We start from the raw sequence: 20,018 nt of genomic DNA on the forward strand, positions 1-20,018 counted from the left end.
GTCGGACCAGCGGGCAGCACGACGGCGTCGAACACACGACCGAGGCTAGGTGGCCAGCACCCGCCCGTCCACGACCTGCTGCCCAGGAACCGTCAGACGTCCAGGCGGAACGGGGACCCGGGGGTCTGCGGACCGCTGGACGGCCGGACGTCGTCGCGCGCTCGCCAGCGCGAGGAAAGCCGAGGATGCCGCCGGGATCGCCTTGGCTGGGTCCGCCTCCAGGCCGTCGTGGGCGGCGGCGGCTTCAGAGTGCAGCCACGAGTCAGAGGCCAGCTCGAACGCCTCGTCCGGGTCGACCGACAGAGCTCCGATTCGCTCAGCGACATGACGTCAGGTGACTCCGCTCGCCGAGGCCTGCCCCAGAGGATCGGGTCGCCGCTGCCGCCGATGTGGTCCAGGAGCAGCGCAATCGTGCGATCGGTAGCAGCGGCCCCCTCGGCGCGAAGGACATCAACCGGCTCTACGAGGGGAGTTGGCGGCTGAGGGCGACGATGATCTCCTCATCCGTGAAGCCCAAGCCCCGGGCTCGGGCCACGAAGTCCGCCGCCATGCCACGGAGCAGTTGGCGCCGATCCGTGGCACGAGCTCGTCCGGCCGCAGCGACGCGGGTGCCACCGCCGCGACGGGAGGTCAGCAGCCCCTCCAGTTCGAGCTCACGGTAGGTGCGCGCGACCGTACCGACGGCCACTCCCAGGTCTCCGGCGAGCTGGCGCAGCGGGGGGAGCCGGTCGCCGGGGCCGAGCTGACCCGCCGTGATCAGGTCGGCGAGCTGGCGCCGCAGTTGCTCGTACGGCGGGGTCGGGTCGTCGGGGTCGAGGGTCAGGACGAGGCTCACCGCGTCCCCGCTGGGTGTGTGGGGAGGGCGGCAGGGAGCGCTCCGGGGGTGACGATCCGGCCGAGGCACCAGCCGAGCAGCAGCAAAGCTGCTGGCATGCTCGCCACGAGCACCCAACCGGCCGGGTCCATCCAGGCGCGTTGACAGTCCATCCTGAGCAGTGCCGTCCCGGCGAAGAACGCGATGCCCACGTGGCTGGCAGCCACGGCTGCGCCTGCCGCGGCGAGGATCCGTGTCGCGGACAGATGGCGCAGTTCGTCGTCCCCCATGTCGTCCGGCGCAGAACCGCGCGGCCTGCGTACGACAGCCATCAACGCCGCAGCGGTGGCCAGTCCGATGGCCAGGAGCAGGAGTGTGAGTGGGACGGAGTAGAAGCTGCCCGGGTAGGGACCGGCTGCGCTGCCGGTGTTGCCGCACCGGGCGGCGATCTGCCGTCCGGTGCGTCCGAGGTCATCCGTGGAGGCGGATGCCGTGGTCAGTGCCAGGGTGGCAAGGTGGAGCGCTGTGATCCCCCCGACCGCGGTGGTGAGTGCCCGCGGCAAGTAGTCGGCCACCTGCCGGGGAGCAAGCGAAGCAGTCCGGGGACCGGTCGGCCGTCTCGGTCGCACCACGGTCTCCGCGAGGCCCACCCCGGCGACCACGAAGAGACCGAGGACCGCGGGGACCAGCATCGTCCCCCGGCCGAGGTCAAGGCTGCCGTGGACCAGCCATGCGACCACGCCGCCCACGCCAAGGGCGGCAACCCACATCAGGCGAACCCACCTCCACTCACGGCGCGGGTCGACGCGTCCGCCGGTGAATGTCCGGCCAGCAAACGCGATGACCATCAAGAGCAGCGGCCCACCGACGAGGACGAGCAGGACGGACAACGACATGGGCACCCCTGGTGACTTTGTGTCAAATGATTGTGACAAGTAGAGCGTGAGTCGCCGCATCCTTTGTGTCAAGCATTCGACACAAACGAAGGCCGCCCGCACCCCCACCGGTTCGGGACCAGTGAGCCGCCTGCCGGCGTGCTGACTGCTGATGAGCAAGCGGGCGCGTGGAGATCGCCCCGCGGGTCACAGAACTGCAACTACCGGACTTCTCAGGCTGCGCGTGGTGAATCCCTCAACAGTCCCTCAGGGGCGCTTGGTGTAGTCCTCTCCGGCGGTGGTCCGACGGAACCCCCGAAAACGTCGGGCCACCGTCCACCCACTGAGCTGGGCCCGCCGCGCCACGCCCGAGTCCATGCTCCGGCGCGTCGTCCTTTCGCCGCCCAGGAGCAACGATCGGGGACCCCTGCCCATACGGCGCATGACTTGCGCCTCTACCGCCGGTTCGGCAGCCCGAATCAGACTAGGAGTGGATCGCTAGGAGGTAGACATGACATCACCGATGCAAGACCAGTCCCCGGTCCGGTCGCCTCGTGAGGGCTGGGCCTCACGGATCCTCGTTCGCGAGATGTGGGCCACCTTGGGGATCGTCGCCATGTGGGTCGCCGTGCTGTTCGTCGGCGTTTATGGAGGCCAGGCGACCTTCCACAGTGTCGACTCGAGTGTCACCACCATTCCCTCGAGCGTCTTTGTCGCCCTGTTCGCCGCTATCGGCACCGGGTCCATCGCCAAGCGCGTGTTCGGACCCAAGCCGGAGTAGCGACCGAAGCAGGTCGTTCGGCAGGCACGTGACGTCTGAGGTCGGGCCCAGGCGGTCAAGGAGCGGTGCGTGCGGCAGGTGCTGGAGCATCTGCCGGAGTACCCGTCGCTGACCGCGGCCGCTGAGTCCGTCGCACGTCGCGAGGGTCTAGGGAAGGAGACGGTGCGCCGCTTGGTCGTGCAGGCCCAGGTCGACGTTGGACAGCGCCAGGGTGCGACGACGAGGAGCTGGCCGAGATGAAGGATCTGAAGGCCAAGGTCCGCCGGCTCGAGGAGGACAACGAGATCATGCGCAGGACCGAATGCGTCCACACCACGGGTTCCACGCCAGCCCCTACCGGACCATCGGCGATGTCGAGTACGCCACTGCCGGCTGGGTCGACTGGTACAACAACCGGCGACTGCACGGCACCCTTGGGATGATGACCCTGGTCGAGTTCCAGCAGGCCCACTACGCGGCCCTCAACCGAGAGCCGCAACCCGTGTAGGAGCGGCAGAAGACCCGCGGCGGTTCAGGTTGCCCCCGACAAGCGGCGGTTTGCGGCAACGCCCAGGGCCACGCCCATGAGGGGTGGATCGCCGCACCAGAACACCATCGGCTACCGGTGGCGCACCATCCTCCAGCGGGCCGGGGTGGCGGGCGTCCGATATCACGACCTGCGCCACTTCTATGCCTCCGGGCTGATCGCCTCGGGCTTTGACGTGGTCGCCGTCCAGCGCGCCTAGTGGACGAAGTCGTTCGTTCTGGTGAGGGCACAGTGAGGGCAGAACAGGCCTGACGAGCCCCAGAAATCGCCTCTGACCTGAGCAAACAGTGAACCGTCAGACGTTGAAGCGGAACTCCACCACGTCGCCGTCGGCCATGACGTAGTCCTTGCCCTCCATGCGGACCTTGCCGGCCTCGCGGGCCTTGAGCATGGAGCCGGCGGTCATCAGGTCGTCGAAGGAGACGACCTCGGCCTTGATGAAGCCCTTCTGGAAGTCGGTGTGGATCACACCGGCGGCCTCGGGTGCGGTGGCGCCCTTCTTGATCGTCCAGGCCCGCGTCTCCTTGGGGCCGGCGGTCAGGTAGGTCTGCAGGCCGAGGGTGTCGAAGCCGACGCGCGCGAGCTGGTCGAGACCCGACTCGGTGATGCCCATCTCGGCAAGCATCTCGTGCGCCATCTCGTCGTCGTCCATCTCGGCGAGGTCGGCCTCGAACTTGGCGTCGAGGAAGATCGCCTCGGCGGGCGCGATGAGGCCGCGCATCCGGTCCTTCAGCGCCTCGTCGGCGAGCTCGTCGGCGTCGCAGTTGAAGACGTAGATGAAGGGCTTGGCCGTCAGCAGCGACAGCTCGCGCAGCAGGGTGCGGTCGATGTCGGTGGCGATGATCGGGGTGCCGGACTCCAGCGCCTCCTTGGCCGCCTTCGCGGCCTCGAGGTTGGCGACGAGGTCCTTGACCTTGCGCGACTCCTTCTCCAGCCGGGCGATCGCCTTCTCGACGGTCTCGAGGTCGGCGAAGATCAGCTCGGTCTGGATGGTGGAGATGTCGTTGGCGGGGTTGACCTCGCCGTCGACATGGGTGACGTCCTCGTCGCGGAAGACGCGGGTGACCTGGCAGATCGCGGCCGACTCGCGGATGTGGGCGAGGAACTTGTTGCCCAGGCCCTCACCCTGCGAGGCGCCGCGCACGATGCCGGCGATGTCGACGAACTCCACCGTGGCCGGCAGCACCTTGGCCGACTCGAAGACCTCGGCCAGCCGGGGCAGCCGCTCGTCGGGGACGCCCACGACGCCGACGTTGGGCTCGATGGTGGCGAACGGGTAGTTCGCCGCGAGGACGTCGTTCTTGGTCAGTGCGTTGAAGAGCGTCGACTTGCCCGCGTTGGGGAGACCGACGATGCCGATGGTGAGAGCCACGGGCGGGGAGTCTACGGCCGCGCTCGGCGCGCGGGCGATTCGCGGCCCGGGGACGGCAGAGGGCCCGGCCGACCGGCCGGGCCCTCCCTCCTGCGCGCCTGGGCGGCCGTCAGGAGCCGTAGACCGACCGCACCCCCGCGCGATCCGTCCCGGTCATCGACAGGTCGCTGGACGACCCGTTGCACTGCGGGTAGTGCATGATCGACGCCGCGTCGTACGCCGTCAGCGGCCGCCAGTTGTTGTCCTCGAAGCAGGTGCCGGCCTCGGGCCGGGTGTGCTCGTGGCGGAACCCGAGGGCGTGGCCGAGCTCGTGCGCCATGATGTTGCCCGGCGTCCACGACCCGCTGTTCATCAGCGAGCCGGCGTTGACCAGCACGTTGCGCTGGCTGTCGGGGCTGCTCGGGAAGAACGCGCGCGCGATGTACTGCGTCGTGTAGGTCGGCTCCACCGAGAAGAGCACCGCGTTGTTGCTCGTGCGGCAGTTCGCGTCCTGCGACGGCACGTAGGTGAAGTTGACCCCGGACGAGGCGGACTCCCACTGGTAGGCGCCGTTGGCCATCGCGTTGACGATGTTGGTCTTCTGGCTGCCGAAGTTGTTGGACACGCAGTAGGTCAGGTTGCGAGCGGTGGTCGCCGACCACTTGTCGTCGCGGCCGTAGACGCGGTTGATGATGAGCTCGCTGGAGGCACCGCCCTCGACCTCGCGCTCGTAGGCGGCGAGCATCTCGTCGTAGTAGCCCTGCAGCTGCTGGGTGTCGATCACGGTCTCGTCGCCGTTGACGACGTACTGGCCCGCGGTGTCGCGGTAGGTCGTGGACTGGAACTGGCCGAAGGTGGGGACGGCCCGGTCCCGGGCCGGGGCGGCGGTGGCCACGGGGGCGAGGGAGGAGGCGAGGGCGCCGGCTGCGATGACCGCGGTGGCGGTCTGCAGCAACGTGCGAACTGACATGGTCGATGTCCTTCTGGTGGTCACGGTGGGTGGAGCAACGCGTGCTCACCCAAACCGGAGGGGACCACTCGGCGGAAGCCATCCGCTGGGTCAGGTGTGTGCACTGCACGAACCTGCAGAAGTCGCACGCTCGCCTCTCGACGACACGCGGTTGCACAAGTCTGCTGCGGACCGCGGCTCGGGGCGGCCGGCAAGGACGGCCCAGCAAGACGACCCTGCAAGACTTCGCCCATGACTGACGTGGGGGGTGTGCCGGTGCTGCGCGCGCCGGCCAACCGGGTCTCGCCGCAGGCGGTCCCGTTCTGGACCGTGTCGGCCCTGCTGGGCGACGCCGTGCTCGTGGTCGCCGCCGTGCTCGTCTGGCTCCTGGTCCCGGGCCTCCCGGGCTGGGCCGGCCTCGTGGTGCTCCTGGTCGCGGTGGCGGCGGTGGCACACGTCGTGCTCATGCCCCGGATCCGCTACCGGGTCCACCGGTGGGAGGTCACCGACACGGCCGTCCACACCCGCGAGGGGTGGATCGGCCGGCAGACCCGCATCGCCCCCATCAGCCGCGTGCAGACGGTCGACTCCCGGCAGGGTGCGCTGATGCGGCTGTTCGGCCTGGCTTCGATCACCGTCACCACCGCGTCGGCCGCCGGGCCGATCACCGTCGACTGCCTCGACGCCGACACCGCACGGCGCGTGGTCGCGCAGCTCACCGCCATCACCGCGGCCACCGAGGACGACGCGACGTGATCCCCGAGCCCGGCGAGGGCTACGTCCGGCTCAGCCCGCGCAAGCTGCTGCTCGACCCCGTGAAGGCCGTCGGGCAGATGGTCGTGCCCGTGGCGATCGCGCTGATCGGGATCAGCCGCAGCGACACGAAGTTCTGGCCGATCATCCTCCCGCTCGCCGTCTTCGGGCCGCTCGTCCTCGGCGCGCTGCCGTGGCTGACGACCCACTACCGCCTCACCGCCACGCAGATCCAGGTCCGCAGCGGCGTCCTCAACAAGACCACCTCGACGGCGCCCCTCGACCGCGTGCGCAGCGTGGACCTCGAGGCGTCCCTGCTCCACCGCGTCCTCGGCCTGCAGAAGGTGCAGATCGGCACCGGGGTCGACGACGACCGCATCACCCTCGACGCCCTCGCCGCGCCCGACGCCCAGGCGCTGCGTACGACGCTGCTGACGCGCCGCGCGGTCGCCGACCAGCAGGCCGCGACCCCACCCGTCGACCAGCCCGCCGACCAGCCCGCCGACCAATCCCTCGGCCTGTTGCCCGACCAGCAGTCCCGGCCCGTGGCTCCTCCCCCGCCGGCACCGCCCGCGCCGGCGGTCGCGCTGGCACGGATCGACTGGTCGTGGCTGCGCTTCGCGCCCTTCAGCCTGGGCCGGCTCGTGCTGCTCGTCGGCGGGCTCGGCGTGCTGTCGCAGTTCGCCGACGAGCTGCCGATCTGGAACGAGGAGACTGCCACCTCGGCGTGGGAGTGGCTGACCCAGTTCGCCGTCGTCGCGATCGTCCTGGTGCTCGCGGTCGGCGCGCTGACCCTGTGGCTGGTCGTGTCGGTCGCCGGCTACGTCCTGCAGTGGTGGGACTTCCGCCTGGTGCGGGAGCACGGCTCGCTGCACCTCACGTCCGGGCTCGTGACCACCCGCTCGATCACGGTCGAGGAGGCGAAGGTCCGCGGGGTCGAGCTGACCGAGCCGGTGCTGATGCGGCTCGTCGGCGGCGCGGAGCTGTCCACGCTGGCCACCGGCGTGGAGAACGGCGTCACGCAGGTCCTGCCGCCGTGCCCGCGCGAGGTGGCCGTCGCGGTCGGCGAGGCCGTGCTCGACCGTCCCGGACCGCTGACCGGACGGCTCGTCGCGCACGGTCCGAAGGCGCACCGGCGCGCCTGGTTCCGCCAGCTCCGCAACGCGCTCGACGTCATCGTGCTGCTGGCCCTCGGCTGGTGGTGGTTCGACCTCACGTGGTGGTGGCTGGCCGCGATCGGAGCCACGCTGCTCGCCCTCGCGGCTGCGGCCGGCGAGGCGTCCTACCGCCACCTCGGGCACGCCCTCGCCGGGGACCACCTCGTCGTCGGCGGCGGGACCTTCGCCCGGATCCGCACGGTGCTCGAGACCGACGGCATCATCGGCTGGGTGGTCTCGCAGTCGTGGTGGCAGCGCCGCATCGGGCTCGCCGACCTGACGGCCACGACGGCCGCGGGCACGGAGCGGGTGCTGGTGCGCGACGTACGCCTCGACGTGGCGGTCGCGCTCGCCGACCGGGCCACGCCGGGGCTGCTGACCGACTTCGTCGAGCCCGACCGGGTGCCGGCCTAGAACCAGGCGTCGCGCATCTCGAGCGTGGTGGTGTCCCCCGAGGCGAGCAGGTCGAGCATCGGGCCCACCTTGGGAAGCTCCCAGCGGAAGAAGTAGCGCGCCGCGGCCCGCTTGCCGTCGTAGAAGTCGCCCGTCCTCTCTCCCACCGCGACGAGCTGCTCGAGCCACATCCACGCGACCACGACGTGGCCGGCGGCCTCGAGGTAGACCGTGGCGTTGGCCATCGTCCGCTCGGGGTCGCCCAGCCCGGCCAGCGCGAGGGTGACCTCACCGAGCCGGTCGACCGCGGCCTGCAGGGCGTCGGCGTGGGCGGCCGGCTCCTCACCGAGGTCGCGGGCCCGGCCGACGGTGTCGGCGATCCGGGCGGCCAGCGCCATGAGCGCGGCACCGCCACCGCCCAGGACCTTGCGGCCGAGGAGGTCGAGCGCCTGGATGCCGTGGGTGCCCTCGTGGATCGGGTTGAGCCGCTGGTCGCGCCAGTGCGCCTCGACGTCGTAGTCACGGGTGTAGCCCGACCCGCCGAGCACCTGGATGGCCAGGCTGTTGCTCTCCTGGCCCCACTGCGAGGGCCACGACTTCGCGATCGGCGTCAGCAGGTCGAGCAGCCGGCCGGTCTCGGTGCGCTCCTCCTCGTCGCGCGCGGTCGCCTGCAGGTCGAGCAGCCGCGAGCAGTAGAGGTTGAGCGCGAGCGCTCCCTCGACGTAGGACTTCTGCGCCAGCAGCATGCGACGCACGTCGGCGTGCTCGATGATCGGCACCTGCGGGGCGGTCGGGTCGGGAGCCGTCAGCCGACGGCCCTGCGGGCGGGAGCGGGCGTACTCCAGCGACTTGAGGTAGGCGGTGTAGGCCGTGGTCGTCGCGGACATCCCGACCCCGAGGCGCGCCGCGTTCATCATGTGGAACATGTAGGAGAGCCCCTTGCCGGGCTCCCCCACGAGGTAGCCGACCGCACCGGGGGCGCCTCCGGGCGTGTGGGCGCCCCCGCCGAAGACGGGCGCGGTGTTGACCGTTCCGCGGTTGCCGAGCTTGTGGTTGATGCCGGCGAGGGCGACGTCGTTGCGCTCGCCGATCGAGCCGTCCTCGCCGACGAGGTGCTTGGGGACGACGAAGAGCGAGATGCCGCGGGTGCCCGGCGCAGCGTCGGGGAGCTTGGCCAGCACCAGGTGGACGATGTTGTCGCCCATCTCGTGGTCGCCGCCAGAGATCCACATCTTGCTGCCGAAGATCCGGAACGTGCCGTCGTCGGCGGGGACCGCGCGCGTGACCACGTCGCCGAGGCTCGAGCCGGCCTGGGGCTCCGACAACGTCATCGTGCCGAAGAAGCGACCCTCCAGCATCGGGGTCACGTAGCGCTCGACCTGATTGGGCGTCCCGTGGGCGAGCAGCAGGCTGGCGTTGGCCATGGTGAGGAAGGAGTACGCCGCGGTGCCGATGTTGGCCGCGGTGAACCACGCCATGCACGCCGACGCCACGACGTTCGGCAGCTGGTGGCCGCCGACCTCCGCGTCGAGGGTGAGGCCCAGCAGGTCTGCCTCGGCGAACTTCGTGAGCGCGGCCTCGATCTCCGGGATCAGCCGCACCTTCTCGCCGTCGAACACCGGCTCCTCGGTGTCGCTCTTGCGGTAGTGGGGCGCGAAGTGCTCGGTGGCGAGCTGCTCGCACAACGCCAGCAGGGCGTCGTACGTCGCTCGGTCGTGCTCGGCGAACCGCGGCCGCTCGGCCAGCTGCTCCACGTCGAGCCACTCGAAGAGCAGGAATTGCAGGTCGCGCGCGGAGAGGATCGTGGAGGTCACGCTCCGACGCTACCCGCAGGTAGCCAGTCCCGCGCAACGGTCCGGACGGGCCGAACGCCCCCTCCGCTCGGGACGGAAGGGGCGCTCGGGGCTACGTGACGAACGTGCGTCAGGGGTAGGCGATGGCCGCACCCTGACGGTCGGTCGCCGTCATGCTGAGGTTGCTCGACGTGCCGTTGCACTGCGGGTAGTGCATGATCGACGAGGAGTCGTAGGGCGTCAACGGGACCCAGTTGTTGTCCTCGAAGCACGTGCCGGCCTCGGGCCGGGTGTGCTCGTGGCGGAAGCCCAGCGTGTGGCCGAGCTCGTGGCCCATGATGTTGGCCGGGGTCCAGGAGCCCGAGGTCCAGATCGAGTCGTCGACCAGCACGTTGCGCGAGCGCTTGGGGGTGCTGGGGAAGAACGCGCGGGCGATGTACTGCGTGGTCTGCACCGGCTCGACCGAGAAGAGGACCGACTTGTTGCGCGTGGTGCAGGAAGCGTCCTGCGACGGGACGTGGACGTAGTTGATCCGCGGCGCGGCCTCCTCCCAGAGGGAAGCACCGGCGGCCATCGCGTTGACGACGTCGGTGTAGCGCGACCCGAACTTGGTGCTCACGCAGTAGGTCAGGTTGCCGACCTGCGCCGTGGACCACTTGTCCTGGACGCCCCCGACGGTGTTGACGACGAGGCCCTCCTCCATGGCCTCCTCCGAGCCGTGGACCATCCGGTCGTAGTAGGCCTTGAGGTCGCCGGTGGTGCTGACCGGCTCGTCGCCGTTGACGATGTACTGCTGGTCGGTGTCCTTGTAGGACGAGGACTGGAACTCCTGGAAGGACGGGATCTCCGAGTCCGTCATGGCCATGGCCGGTGAGGCGAGGGCCGCGCCGAGGAGTGCGGCGGAGCTGAGGGCGATCGCCCCGAGTCGACTGCGCTGCATGCTGGTTCTTCTCTCGTGATGGGGGATGGGGCACACGCCATCTCGGAGTTCTCAGCAGCGCCGGACGTGACCAGAAGAGTGATGGGGTCAGCGTCCGACAGGGTGGAGCAGGAGCTTGCACTAGTTCCCGAGACAGGTGCGTGCCGACGAACTTCCCCCACGGGGCCCCGATCTGTAAAGGGTTTGCGGTGCAAAGACTTCCTCGCCCCACGGCGTTCGGCGCGAACCGCCTTCCTTAGGGTGGACGCGTGCGCATCGCGACCTGGAACGTCAACTCCCTCCGCTCCCGCATCGATCGCGTCGAGGCGTTCGTGCAGCGCCACGACATCGACGTGCTCGCCCTGCAGGAGACCAAGGCGCGCGAGGACCAGCTGCCGCTGATGGGTCTGCAGGCGCTCGGCTACGACATCGCGGTGGCCGGGCTGAACCAGTGGAACGGCGTCGCACTGCTCTCGCGCGTGGGCCTCGAGGACGTCGAGGTGGGCTTCACCGACATGCCGGGGTGGGGCGACCCCGTGGCGGCCGAGTCGCGCGCGATCGGGGCGACCTGCGGCGGGGTGCGCATCTGGTCGCTCTACGTCCCCAACGGCCGCAAGCCCGACGACCCGCACTACGTCTACAAGCTCGACTGGCTGGCGCGGCTGCGCACGACCGCGAGCGGCTGGCTCGACGGCCAGACCGCCCTGGTCGGCGACTGGAACATCTGCCCCACCGACGACGACGTCTTCGACGTCAAGCAGTTCGCGAAGTCGACGCACGTGACGCCGCCCGAGCGGGCCGCCTTCCAGGGGTTCCTCGACGACGGCTACGCCGAGGTGACCCGCGCCCACGACCCCGGCTACACCTATTGGGACTACTACCGCCAGCGCTTCGAGCGCGACCGCGGCCTCAAGATCGACTTCGTCCTCGCCTCCCCCGCCCTCGCCTCGCGGGTCAGCGGCGCCTTCGTCGACCGCGACGAGCGCGACCCGGCGCAGGGCACGGGCTCGCCGTCGGACCACGCCCCGGTCGTCGTCGACCTGCACTGAGCCTCACACCACCCCGGCCCTCGTCCGCTGGACCGCGGGCTGCGGCGTGCGCGCGATGGCGTACGACATCAGCGCGGCGACGGCGCAGAGCCCGGCCGCGGCGTAGAACGCGGGGTCGTAACCGCCGGTGACGTCGCGGACCACGCCGGCACCGGTCGCCGCGACGGCCGCGCCCACCTGGTGGCTGGCGAAGACCCAGCCGAAGACGATCGGGCCGGCCGCCGCGCCGAACCACTCCCGGCACAGGGCGACCGTCGGCGGGACCGTCGCCACCCAGTCGAGGCCGTAGACGATGATGAAGACCCACATGCTGGGCGCGACGTGCGGCGCCATGAGCGCGGGCAGGGTCATCAGGCCGACGCCGCGCAGGACGTAGTAGCCGACCAGCAGCAGCCGCGGGTCGACCTTGTCGGTGAGCCAGCCCGAGGCGATCGTGCCGACGACGTCGAAGATGCCGACGACCGCGAGCAGGGAGGCGGCCGTGGTGGCCGGCATGCCGTGGTCGTGCGCCGCCGGGACGAAGTGGGTCGCGATGAGCCCGTTGGTCGTCATCCCGCAGATCGCGAAGCCTCCGCCGAGGAGCCAGAAGGTGCGGCTCCGCATGGCGTCGCGCAGCACGCCGAGGGCCCGGCCCGCGCTCGACCCGACCTGCTGGTGCGGCGGCGGGCCGGGGTCGGCGTCGGTCGCGCCGTAGGCCCGCAGCCCGAGGTCGATCGGGTGGTTGCGCAGCAGGAGCAGGACGAGCGGTACGACGGCCAGCGCGGCCGCGGCGGCCAGGAGGGCCGCCGTACGCCAGCCGTGGTGGGTCGCCAGCCACGCCACCACGGGCAGGAAGACGAGCTGGCCGGTGGCGTTGCCGGCGGTGAGGATGCCGCTGACGAGCCCGCGCCGGGCCACGAACCACCGGCTGGTGATCGTCGCGACGAAGGCCATCGACATCGAGCCCGTGCCGATGCCCACGAGCAGGCCCCAGCAGACGACCAGCTGCCACGGCTCGGTCATGAAGACGGTCAGCCCGCTGCCCACCGCGACCATCACCAGCGCGAACGTGACGACCGGCCGGACGCCGAAGCGGTCCATCAGCGCCGCCGCGAACGGTGAGATCAGGCCGAACAGCATGAGGTTGAGCGACACCGCCGAGCCGATCAGGCCGTGCGACCAGCCGAACTCGTCGTGCAGCGGCTCGATCAACACGCCCGGCACCGACCTGAAGGCCGCCGCGCCGACGAGCGTCACGAACGCCACGGCGGCGACGACCCAGGCCCAGTGCAGGCCCTGCGGTCGCTGGAGGGCCGGCTCGGAGGGGGTGGTCGTGGTCACCGCGCCAGTCTCCCGGCGACCGCACCCGGTCCACGAGTGGCCGGAACGCCAACATGTGCAAGAATTCGGCCATGGCCTCTCCCGCACCGCACCGTGTGGTCGTGCTCGCGGTCGCGCCCGTCATCGGCTACGACCTCACCATCCCGCCCCAGGTGCTGGGCGAGGCCCACGACGCCGCCGGCGACCCGCTCTACGAGGTCGCGGTGGTGACGCTGGACGGGCGACCCGTGCAGGCGACCGGCGGCTACGCCATCGCGCCGGCGGCCGGCGTGGACGCCCTCGCCCGGGCGCAGACGGTGGTCGTGCCCGGCACCCAGGTCCGCGGACCGCGACAGGACGGGACGATCGACGACGACCTCCGCGCCGCTCTCGCCTCCGTGCCCGCTGACGCCCGCTGGGTCTCGATCTGCACCGGGGCGTTCGTGCTCGCGGCGGCCGGGATCCTCGACGGGCACCGTGCGACGACGCACTGGAAGTACGCCGACGACTTCCGCCGCCTCTACCCCGCCATCGCCGTCGACGAGGACGTGCTGTTCACCGACGACGGCCGGGTGCTGACGTCGGCGGGCTTGAGTGCCGGCATCGACCTCTGCCTCCACCTCGTGCGCAGCGACCACGGCACCGCGGTCGCCAACGCGGTCGCCCGCCACATGGTGGTCCCGCCCTGGCGCGACGGGGGGCAGGCGCAGTTCATCGAGCGCCACGTCCCGCGTCGCGTCGACGAGGCCACCAGCGACGTACGTGCCTGGGCGCAGGCGCACCTCGACCAGCCCCTCGACGTCGCGACCCTCGCCCGGCAGGCCTCGATGAGCGTGCGCACCTTCACCCGGCGCTTCCGCGAGGAGACCGGCCAGTCCCCCGGCGCCTGGGTCACCCAGCAACGGGTCCGGCACGCCCAGCACCTCCTCGAGGAGACCGACCTGACCGTCGACGACGTCGCGGCTCGAGCCGGGATCGGCACCGCCGCCTCGTTGCGCCAGCACCTGCGTGCCTCCCTCGGAGTGTCGCCCTCGGCCTACCGGCGCACGTTCCGCGGCGCGCCCGTCGCGGCCGCCGACGGCTGAGGTGCGGACGGCGTCCCTGTCGGCGCCGTCTGGTCTGATGGTTCGCATGCCTGATCCCGGGGGACCACAGACAGCCACGCCGCAGCCCGACCGCGGCAGCCAAGACCGACGATGGGGCGACGCGCTGGCGCTGCCCCTGGGGCTGGGCACCAACACCTTCGGCCGCACGACCGATGCCGCTGGGTCGCACGCCGTCCTCGACCGGTTCGCGGCCGCCGGCGGCACCCTGGTCGACACGGCCGACACCTACTCCGACGGTGCGGCCGAGACGATCCTCGGCGAGTGGTTGCGCGACAGAGGCAATCGCGACCGGATGGTCGTCGTGTCCAAGGTGGGCAACCATGCGCGCTTCGACGGACTCGCGGCTCCCGTGGTGACGGCCGCGGTCGACGAGTCGTTGCGCCGGCTCGGCACCGACCACCTCGACCTCTGCTTCGCCCACTACCAGGACGTCGAGACGCCCGTCGAGGAGAGCGCGGTCGCGTTCGACGCGCTGGTCCGGGCCGGCAAGGTCCGTGCCTACGGCCTGTCCAACTTCGACGCCGACACCGTGGCCCGGTGGCTCCGGGCGGCCGAGGAGGGCGGGCTCGCGGCGCCGGTCGCGCTGCAGCCCCACTACAGCCTGGTGCACCGGGAGCCGTACGAGTCCGCGCTGGCGCCGCTCGCAGCTGCATCCGACCTCGCGGTCCTGCCCTACCGGGCCCTCGGCGGCGGCTTCCTGTCCGGGAAGTACCGCACCCGCGCCGACACCGAGGGACGGGCCCGCGGCGCCGGGGTGACGCCCCTCCTCACGCCGGCCGGCCTCGCCCTTCTCGACGCCGTCGAGGCGGTGGCGCGGGACCACGAGGTCGCTCCGGCGAGCGTCGCGCTGGCCTGGCTGCGGGTGCGGCCCCACGTCGTCGCGCCGCTGGCCTCGGCCACCGACGCCACCCAGCTCGACGAGGTGGTCGCCTCGAGCACGGTCGAGCTCGGCCCCGACGAGCTCCACCGCCTGGACGAGGCGTCCGCGCTCCTGGGCTGACCAGGCTCCGCGTCGACGGGCACGGATCCGAGGCGATGTCGGTGGTCGCCCCCATGCTGGGCACATGGACACCTTCCCCCTCGTGCTGACCCTGGCGGCCGTGCTCGCCGTCGGGCTCGGCCTCGGTGCCGTGATCGGCGTGCTGTGGGCACGCAGCCGCCCGGCCGACGACCCGGCGATCGCCGCGCTCCAGCAGCGCGTCGCCGACCACGCCGTCGTCCGCGACGGCCTCGAGCGGCTGCAGGACCAGCTGAGCGACCTGGCCCACGACCGCACCGCCTGGCAGGCGCAGCTCCACCAACAGGTGACCGACGTACGCCACTCCACCGACGTGCTGCGGCACGAGACCCACACCCTCGCGACCGCGCTGCGCAAGCCGCAGGTCCGCGGGCAGTGGGGCGAGCTGCACCTGCGTCGGACCGTCGAGCTGGCCGGGCTCGTCGACCACTGCGACTTCGCCGAGCAGACGCGCCTCGACGACGGACGGCTGCGCCCCGACCTCGTCGTCACCCTCGCCGGCGGGCGCACCATCGCGGTCGACGCCAAGGCGCCCCTCGCCGCCTTCCTCGACCTCACCGGGGCCGACGACGCCGCCGAGCACGAGCGGGCGCTCACCCGGCTGGGCGAGCACGTGCGCAAGCACGTCAGCGACCTCGGGTCGCGGCGCTACTGGGAGGCGCTGTCCGGGACGCCGGAGTTCGTCGTGCTGTTCCTCCCCGGCGAGGCGATCCTCCAGGCCGCGCTGCAGGCCGTGCCCGACCTCGTCGAGCAGGCCGCGACCCGCAACGTCGTCCTGGCCACCCCGTCGACGCTCATCGCGCTGCTGCGCACGGTCGCCCAGGGGTGGCAGCACGAGGTGCTCAACGCCCAGGCGCAGGAGGTGCAGCGGCTCGGCCAGGAGCTCCACGCCCGGCTGGGCTCGATGGCCGGGCACCTCGACAAGGTCGGCCGCTCCCTCAACGCGAGCGTCGTCGCCTACAACCAGGCGATGGGATCGCTCGAGGGGCGGGTGCTGGTGTCCGCTCGCCGCTTCGCCGAGCTCGGCGTCACCAACGACCGCCTCGAGGGCCCCCGCCAGGTCGAGACCGTGGCCCGCTCGGCGGCCGCCCCCGAGCTCGAGGTCCTCGACGACGTCCCGGGCGCCACGGGCGACCCGACGCTCGACGAGCTCCTCGACGAGCACCCCGGCACGGGGCCGGTCACGGCGCGCCGCGCCCAGGGCGCCTGAGATCGGTCCTAGGTTGAGCCTCGTGACACGGACCGGTGCGTTCGGGCAGGCCGGGCAGGAGCCGGGCCGCCAGGTCGTGCTGCTGGGAGTGGCCCTCACCCTCACGGCCGTCGCGGTCGACGTGCTGCTCGTCGGCAGCCTCACGCTGTTCTTCGACCTCTGCTTCATGGCGCTCTGCCTGGGTCTGGCGGCGCTCGTGCGACGGCAGGACTTCTACCTGGTCGCGCTGCTGCCGCCGGTCCTGATGGTGGCGGTGTTCGCCTTCGTCTCCCTCGTGGCCCGTGACGCGATCGCCGACCCCCGCGACAGCGTCCTACAGGCCGTCGTCTCCGGCGTCGCCACCCACGGCATCGCCCTGTTCGTCGGCTACGCCCTGTGCCTGGGCTGGCTCGCCTGGCGCCTGCACCGCAAGGGCGACCTGGTCTCCGAGCTCGAGCACGAGCTGGGCCAGCCTGCCCGCTGACCCGGTCCGGTCCACCTCGCTGCAACCTGTTGCTGGGCCCGGCACGTATCCACACTGACAGTGGAGGCCGGGAGGTGACATGGCACGACGGGACGACACCGAGTTCGCTGCCTTCGCCGCGGCGTGCGCTCCCGGCCTGCGCCGGACGGCGTACCTCATGTGCGGCGACTGGGACCGGGCCGCCGACGTCGTCCAGGAGGCCTTCATCCGCGTGTACCTGGCGTGGCCGCGCCTCGACCCGGAGCGGGATGTCCGCGCCTATGCCCGCCGTACGGCGGTGCGGGTCGCCATCGACCAGAGCCGCAAGGGCTCCTCCCGGGAGGTTCCCACCCTCCGTCTCGGCGAGCGCCCCGCCACCGACCCCACCGACGGGGTGGCCGACCGCGCGCTGCTCATGGCCGCGCTCGCCGACCTGCCCCCGCGGCAGCGGGCCTGCGTGGTGCTGCGCTACTACGAGGACCTCAGTGTGGAGACGGTGGCCGAGGTGCTCGGCTGTCGCACGGGCACGGTGAAGAGCCAGACGGCACGAGGGCTGGCCGCCCTGCGGGTGGCCTACGCCCGGCACGGGGGCGAGCTGGCCGACCCCGAACCGGCCGCTCGCACCCACGCCGAGGGGGTCATGCCGTGAGCGCCGACCTGCGGACTGCCCTGCGAGACGCCTTGGCCGACGAGCCCGCCTTCAGCGTGGACGCGGCCGCGATCGCGGATGCCGGCGGTCGCCGCGCACGTCGGCGTACCGGGTTGGCGGTCGCGGCGGCCGCGCTGTCGACCACGGCAGTGCTCGCGGCTGTCGCCGTGCTCTCCCGCCCCGCCGACCCGGACCCCGCTCCCGCGCCCACCGAGGTCGTCCACCTCGGCCTCGACAGCGCGGACGAGGCACGCCTCGACGTCATTGCCTCCACTCGCACCACGTGGAGGGACGACGGCAGCGACGAGTTCTTCCGGCACGACCGCCTCGAGGGCCTGACCGCCGACGGGCTGGTCCTTCGCAACCGTCGGACCGGTCCCAGCGTCGGCGCGCTCCTGGGGTTGCTGGACCCACGCACCGGGACGACGGACTGGCTGCCCGACCCGCCCGCCAACCTCTACGGCATGCAGCCGCTGGCCCTCGACGTCGACCGCTTGGTGCTCGGCGTCGGGCAGGGCAACGGTCACTCCGTGCTGGTCTTCGATCGCGCCGCACGTCAGTGGCGCCGTGAGGTGGTGGAGGTCCCCTACGGGCTCGAGGTGCACGTGCCACCCCGCCTCGAGCTGCACGAGGACCGGGTATACGTCGGCAGCATCATGGAAGGCAACCCCGGTCCGATGCGCTGGTGGTCGGCGCCCGTGCCGGACGGCGGCCCGGCCGACCCGGAGCCCGACCTGGAAGGCGCCGCCGCCACGTGGGGTTCCGGCATGCGGCTGACCGCCCACCCGGACGGACGGGTGGTCCTCACGCGCGCCGAGGGGTCGACCGTCGTGGCAGAGGACCTTCCTGCCGGCTGCGAGCGACCCACGGACTTCCCGGACGCGGCGCCCGACGTCGTCCTGGCCGGCGATGTCCCCGTCGTGACCTTCCCCTGCGAGGGGAGCCAGGTCACGATGGTCTACCGCCCGGGCGAGGTGCCCGTGGCCATCCGCGGGGTCTCAGCCCTCGCTGGCGACGACGGGCACGTGGTGCTTGCAACTGCCCGCACGTTCTTGGGTGCGCTGATGATCGAGCCGGGCACCCCGGCACGCACCTACCTCCTCGACCTCGATGACCTCAGCCTGGGCCGCGTCGGCATGGGGCCGCACGAGGTCGACGTCGCCCTCGCTGCGGGAATGCTGCTGTGGAACGAACCCGGCCCGGGCGACAGCAAGGACGCCTACGACGTCGTCTGGAAGGTCGCGAGGCTGGACTGACCGGTGGTCAGGCCTCGAAGCGCGACGGGTCGCCCGCCCCGCGGCGTACGACGACGGGCTCGGTGTCGGACCAGTCGATCACCGTCGTGGGCTCGGCGGTCACCTCACCCGACTCGACCACGATGTCGACGACGTGGTCCAGGTCCTCCTTGATCTCCCAGCCCATCGTCCGCGCCTCGGTCTCACCGGGGAGGATGAGGGTGCTGGTGAGGATGGGCTCGCCGAGCTCCTCGAGCAGGGCGCAGACCAGCGTGTGGTCGGGGATGCGGACGCCGACAGTGCGCTTCTTCGGGTGCATCAGCCGTTTGGGCACCTCGCCCGTCGCGGGGAGGATGAAGGTGTAGGGACCGGGGGTCGCGGCCTTGATCGCCCGGAACGCGCTGTTGTCGACGTGGACGAACTGCCCGAGCTGGGAGAAGTCCTTGCACATCAGGGTGAAGTGGTGACGGTCGTCGAGGTCGCGGATCTTCAGGATCCGGTCGCGCCCGTCGCGGTTGCCGAGCCGGGCCCCGAGGGCGTAGCCGGAGTCGGTCGGATAGGCGATGAGCTGGTCGGCGCGCAGGGCCTCGACGACCTGGGTGACGAGTCGCGGCTGCGGGTTGTCGGGGTGGATGTCGAGGTAGCGCGCCATCGTGGTGCCCGTCAGGCCTTCTGCGCCGCGCGGAGGTCGCGTCGCAGCTCGGGCGGCAGCGCGAAGATCAGCGACTCCTCGGCTGAGTGCACGGCGCGCGCGTCGGGGAAGCCGCGCTCGGAGAGGAAGGAGAGCACGCCCTCGACGAGGTCCTCGGGCACCGAGGCGCCGGAGGTGACGGACACGGTCTCGACACCGTCGAGCCAGGCCTCGTCGATCTCCGTGTGGTCGTCGACGAGGTAGGACGCCTTGGCGCCGGCCTCGAGGGCCACCTCGACGAGCCGCACCGAGTTGGAGGAGTTGCGGGAGCCGACGACGATCACCAGGTCGGCGGCCGCGGAGATCTCCTTGATCGCGAGCTGGCGGTTCTGCGTGGCGTAGCAGATGTCGTCGCTCGGCGGGTCGAGCAGCAGCGGGAACTTCTCCCGGATCGCCGCGACCGTCTCGAGGGTCTCGTCGACGCTCAGCGTCGTCTGGGAGAGCCAAGCCACCTTGGCGGGGTCGCGGACCTCGATGCCGGCGACGTCCGCGGGGCTCTCGACGAGCTGGATGTGCTCGGGCGCCTCACCCGCCGTGCCCTCGACCTCCTCGTGCCCGGCGTGCCCGATGAGCAGGATGTCGTAGTCGTCGGAGGCGAACCGCCGGGCCTCGTGGTGGACCTTCGTCACCAGCGGGCAGGTGGCGTCGATCGTCTTCAGGCCGCGCTCGGCCGCCTGCGCGTGGACGGCCGGCGAGACGCCGTGGGCGGAGAAGACCACGGTCCGTCCCTCGGGGACCTCGTCGAGCTCCTCGACGAAGATCGCGCCGCGCGACTCGAGGTTGGCCACGACGTGCTTGTTGTGCACGATCTGTTTGCGGACGTAGACGGGCGCTCCGTAGAGGTCGAGCGCCTTCTCGACCGTGATCACGGCCCGGTCCACGCCGGCGCAGTAGCCGCGGGGGGCGGCGAGCAGCACGTTCTTCGCGGTCTCGGGGTCGAGGACGGGAGGAAGGCCGAGGTCGGTGCTCATGGGGGCGAGTCTACGGGCGTGTCCGCGGCCTCCCCTA

General features: G+C 71.6%; 20 protein-coding genes and 1 pseudogene. 12 read left to right on the plus strand and 9 right to left on the minus strand.

Annotated elements, in window-relative coordinates; all coding sequences use genetic code 11:
- Positions 1-460: 460 nt before the first annotated feature.
- Both NCI01_RS13640 and NCI01_RS13645 read right to left on the minus strand, forming a co-directional pair.
- Positions 461-835: a GntR family transcriptional regulator gene (locus tag NCI01_RS13640; RefSeq protein ID WP_254182029.1), complete on the minus strand. Its 375-nt coding sequence runs from the start codon at positions 833-835 to the stop codon at positions 461-463.
- A complete protein-coding gene (locus NCI01_RS13645) occupies positions 832-1,704 on the minus strand; it encodes a hypothetical protein (RefSeq protein ID WP_254182030.1) in 873 nt (290 codons plus the stop codon). The genes NCI01_RS13640 and NCI01_RS13645 overlap by 4 nt, the downstream gene beginning before the upstream one ends.
- Positions 1,705-2,200: 496 nt before the next feature.
- Between NCI01_RS13645 and NCI01_RS13650 the strand changes: the two genes are divergently transcribed.
- From NCI01_RS13650 to NCI01_RS13660, 3 genes and pseudogenes are all read left to right on the plus strand, one after another.
- Positions 2,201-2,470, plus strand: a complete 270-nt coding sequence (locus NCI01_RS13650) for a hypothetical protein (RefSeq protein ID WP_254182031.1) — start codon at positions 2,201-2,203, stop codon at positions 2,468-2,470.
- Positions 2,471-2,745: 275 nt separating this feature from the next.
- Positions 2,746-2,957 (plus strand): annotated as a pseudogene (locus NCI01_RS13655) (integrase core domain-containing protein); the annotation flags it as partial.
- A 76-nt stretch (positions 2,958-3,033) separates the two neighbouring features.
- Positions 3,034-3,195 (plus strand): site-specific integrase, encoded by a 162-nt coding sequence (locus NCI01_RS13660; RefSeq protein WP_254182033.1) that lies wholly within the window; start codon positions 3,034-3,036, stop codon positions 3,193-3,195.
- Between the two features lie 96 nt (positions 3,196-3,291).
- Here the strand turns inward: NCI01_RS13660 and ychF are convergent, their stop codons facing one another.
- Both ychF and NCI01_RS13670 read right to left on the minus strand, forming a co-directional pair.
- On the minus strand, positions 3,292-4,368 hold the full coding sequence (ychF, locus tag NCI01_RS13665) for a redox-regulated ATPase YchF (protein WP_254182034.1): 1,077 nt from the start codon (positions 4,366-4,368) through the stop codon (positions 3,292-3,294).
- Between the two features lie 109 nt (positions 4,369-4,477).
- Positions 4,478-5,317 carry a zinc metalloprotease gene (locus tag NCI01_RS13670; protein ID WP_254182035.1) on the minus strand — a complete coding sequence of 280 codons (840 nt, stop codon included), beginning with the start codon at positions 5,315-5,317 and terminating at the stop codon, positions 4,478-4,480.
- Positions 5,318-5,548: 231 nt separating this feature from the next.
- Between NCI01_RS13670 and NCI01_RS13675 the strand changes: the two genes are divergently transcribed.
- Both NCI01_RS13675 and NCI01_RS13680 read left to right on the plus strand, forming a co-directional pair.
- Positions 5,549-6,052, plus strand: coding sequence for a PH domain-containing protein (locus tag NCI01_RS13675; RefSeq protein ID WP_254182036.1), 504 nt, complete (start codon positions 5,549-5,551; stop codon positions 6,050-6,052).
- Positions 6,049-7,620, plus strand: coding sequence for a PH domain-containing protein (locus NCI01_RS13680; protein ID WP_254182037.1), 1,572 nt, complete (start codon positions 6,049-6,051; stop codon positions 7,618-7,620). The genes NCI01_RS13675 and NCI01_RS13680 overlap by 4 nt, the downstream gene beginning before the upstream one ends.
- Here NCI01_RS13680 and NCI01_RS13685 read toward each other — a convergent pair.
- A complete protein-coding gene (locus tag NCI01_RS13685; RefSeq protein ID WP_254182038.1) occupies positions 7,617-9,413 on the minus strand; it encodes an acyl-CoA dehydrogenase in 1,797 nt (598 codons plus the stop codon). The genes NCI01_RS13680 and NCI01_RS13685 overlap by 4 nt on opposite strands.
- Positions 9,414-9,522: 109 nt before the next feature.
- Positions 9,523-10,332 (minus strand): M57 family metalloprotease, encoded by an 810-nt coding sequence (locus NCI01_RS13690; protein WP_254182039.1) that lies wholly within the window; start codon positions 10,330-10,332, stop codon positions 9,523-9,525.
- Positions 10,333-10,580: 248 nt separating this feature from the next.
- On the opposite strand from NCI01_RS13690, the gene NCI01_RS13695 reads away from it, so the two are divergent.
- Entirely contained in the window at positions 10,581-11,360 is a 780-nt protein-coding gene (locus tag NCI01_RS13695) for an exodeoxyribonuclease III (protein WP_254182040.1), read from the plus strand.
- A 3-nt stretch (positions 11,361-11,363) separates the two neighbouring features.
- Here the strand turns inward: NCI01_RS13695 and NCI01_RS13700 are convergent, their stop codons facing one another.
- Positions 11,364-12,680: an MFS transporter gene (locus NCI01_RS13700; RefSeq protein ID WP_254182041.1), complete on the minus strand. Its 1,317-nt coding sequence runs from the start codon at positions 12,678-12,680 to the stop codon at positions 11,364-11,366.
- Between the two features lie 71 nt (positions 12,681-12,751).
- Here NCI01_RS13700 and NCI01_RS13705 point away from each other — a divergent pair, with 71 nt between their 5' ends.
- The 6 genes from NCI01_RS13705 to NCI01_RS13730 all read left to right on the plus strand — a co-directional run bounded on the left by NCI01_RS13705 (position 12,752) and on the right by NCI01_RS13730 (position 18,340).
- Positions 12,752-13,744, plus strand: coding sequence for a GlxA family transcriptional regulator (locus tag NCI01_RS13705; protein WP_254182042.1), 993 nt, complete (start codon positions 12,752-12,754; stop codon positions 13,742-13,744).
- A gap of 46 nt (positions 13,745-13,790) precedes the next feature.
- Positions 13,791-14,765, plus strand: coding sequence for an aldo/keto reductase (locus NCI01_RS13710; protein WP_254182043.1), 975 nt, complete (start codon positions 13,791-13,793; stop codon positions 14,763-14,765).
- Between the two features lie 64 nt (positions 14,766-14,829).
- Positions 14,830-15,993 (plus strand): DNA recombination protein RmuC, encoded by a 1,164-nt coding sequence (locus NCI01_RS13715; protein ID WP_254182044.1) that lies wholly within the window; start codon positions 14,830-14,832, stop codon positions 15,991-15,993.
- A 22-nt stretch (positions 15,994-16,015) separates the two neighbouring features.
- Positions 16,016-16,456, plus strand: a complete 441-nt coding sequence (locus tag NCI01_RS13720) for a DUF6542 domain-containing protein (protein WP_254182045.1) — start codon at positions 16,016-16,018, stop codon at positions 16,454-16,456.
- Between the two features lie 79 nt (positions 16,457-16,535).
- Entirely contained in the window at positions 16,536-17,084 is a 549-nt protein-coding gene (locus NCI01_RS13725; RefSeq protein WP_254182046.1) for a SigE family RNA polymerase sigma factor, read from the plus strand.
- A complete protein-coding gene (locus tag NCI01_RS13730) occupies positions 17,081-18,340 on the plus strand; it encodes a hypothetical protein (RefSeq protein ID WP_254182047.1) in 1,260 nt (419 codons plus the stop codon). Before NCI01_RS13725 ends, NCI01_RS13730 begins: the two co-directional genes overlap by 4 nt.
- A gap of 7 nt (positions 18,341-18,347) precedes the next feature.
- Here the strand turns inward: NCI01_RS13730 and NCI01_RS13735 are convergent, their stop codons facing one another.
- Entirely contained in the window at positions 18,348-18,971 is a 624-nt protein-coding gene (locus tag NCI01_RS13735; RefSeq protein WP_254182048.1) for an L-threonylcarbamoyladenylate synthase, read from the minus strand.
- A gap of 11 nt (positions 18,972-18,982) precedes the next feature.
- Positions 18,983-19,981, minus strand: a complete 999-nt coding sequence (locus NCI01_RS13740; RefSeq protein ID WP_254182049.1) for a 4-hydroxy-3-methylbut-2-enyl diphosphate reductase — start codon at positions 19,979-19,981, stop codon at positions 18,983-18,985.
- Positions 19,982-20,018: the final 37 nt, after the last annotated feature.

The sequence above is a fragment of the Nocardioides pinisoli genome, from assembly GCF_024199985.1.
GTDB lineage: Bacteria > Actinomycetota > Actinomycetes > Propionibacteriales > Nocardioidaceae > Nocardioides > Nocardioides pinisoli.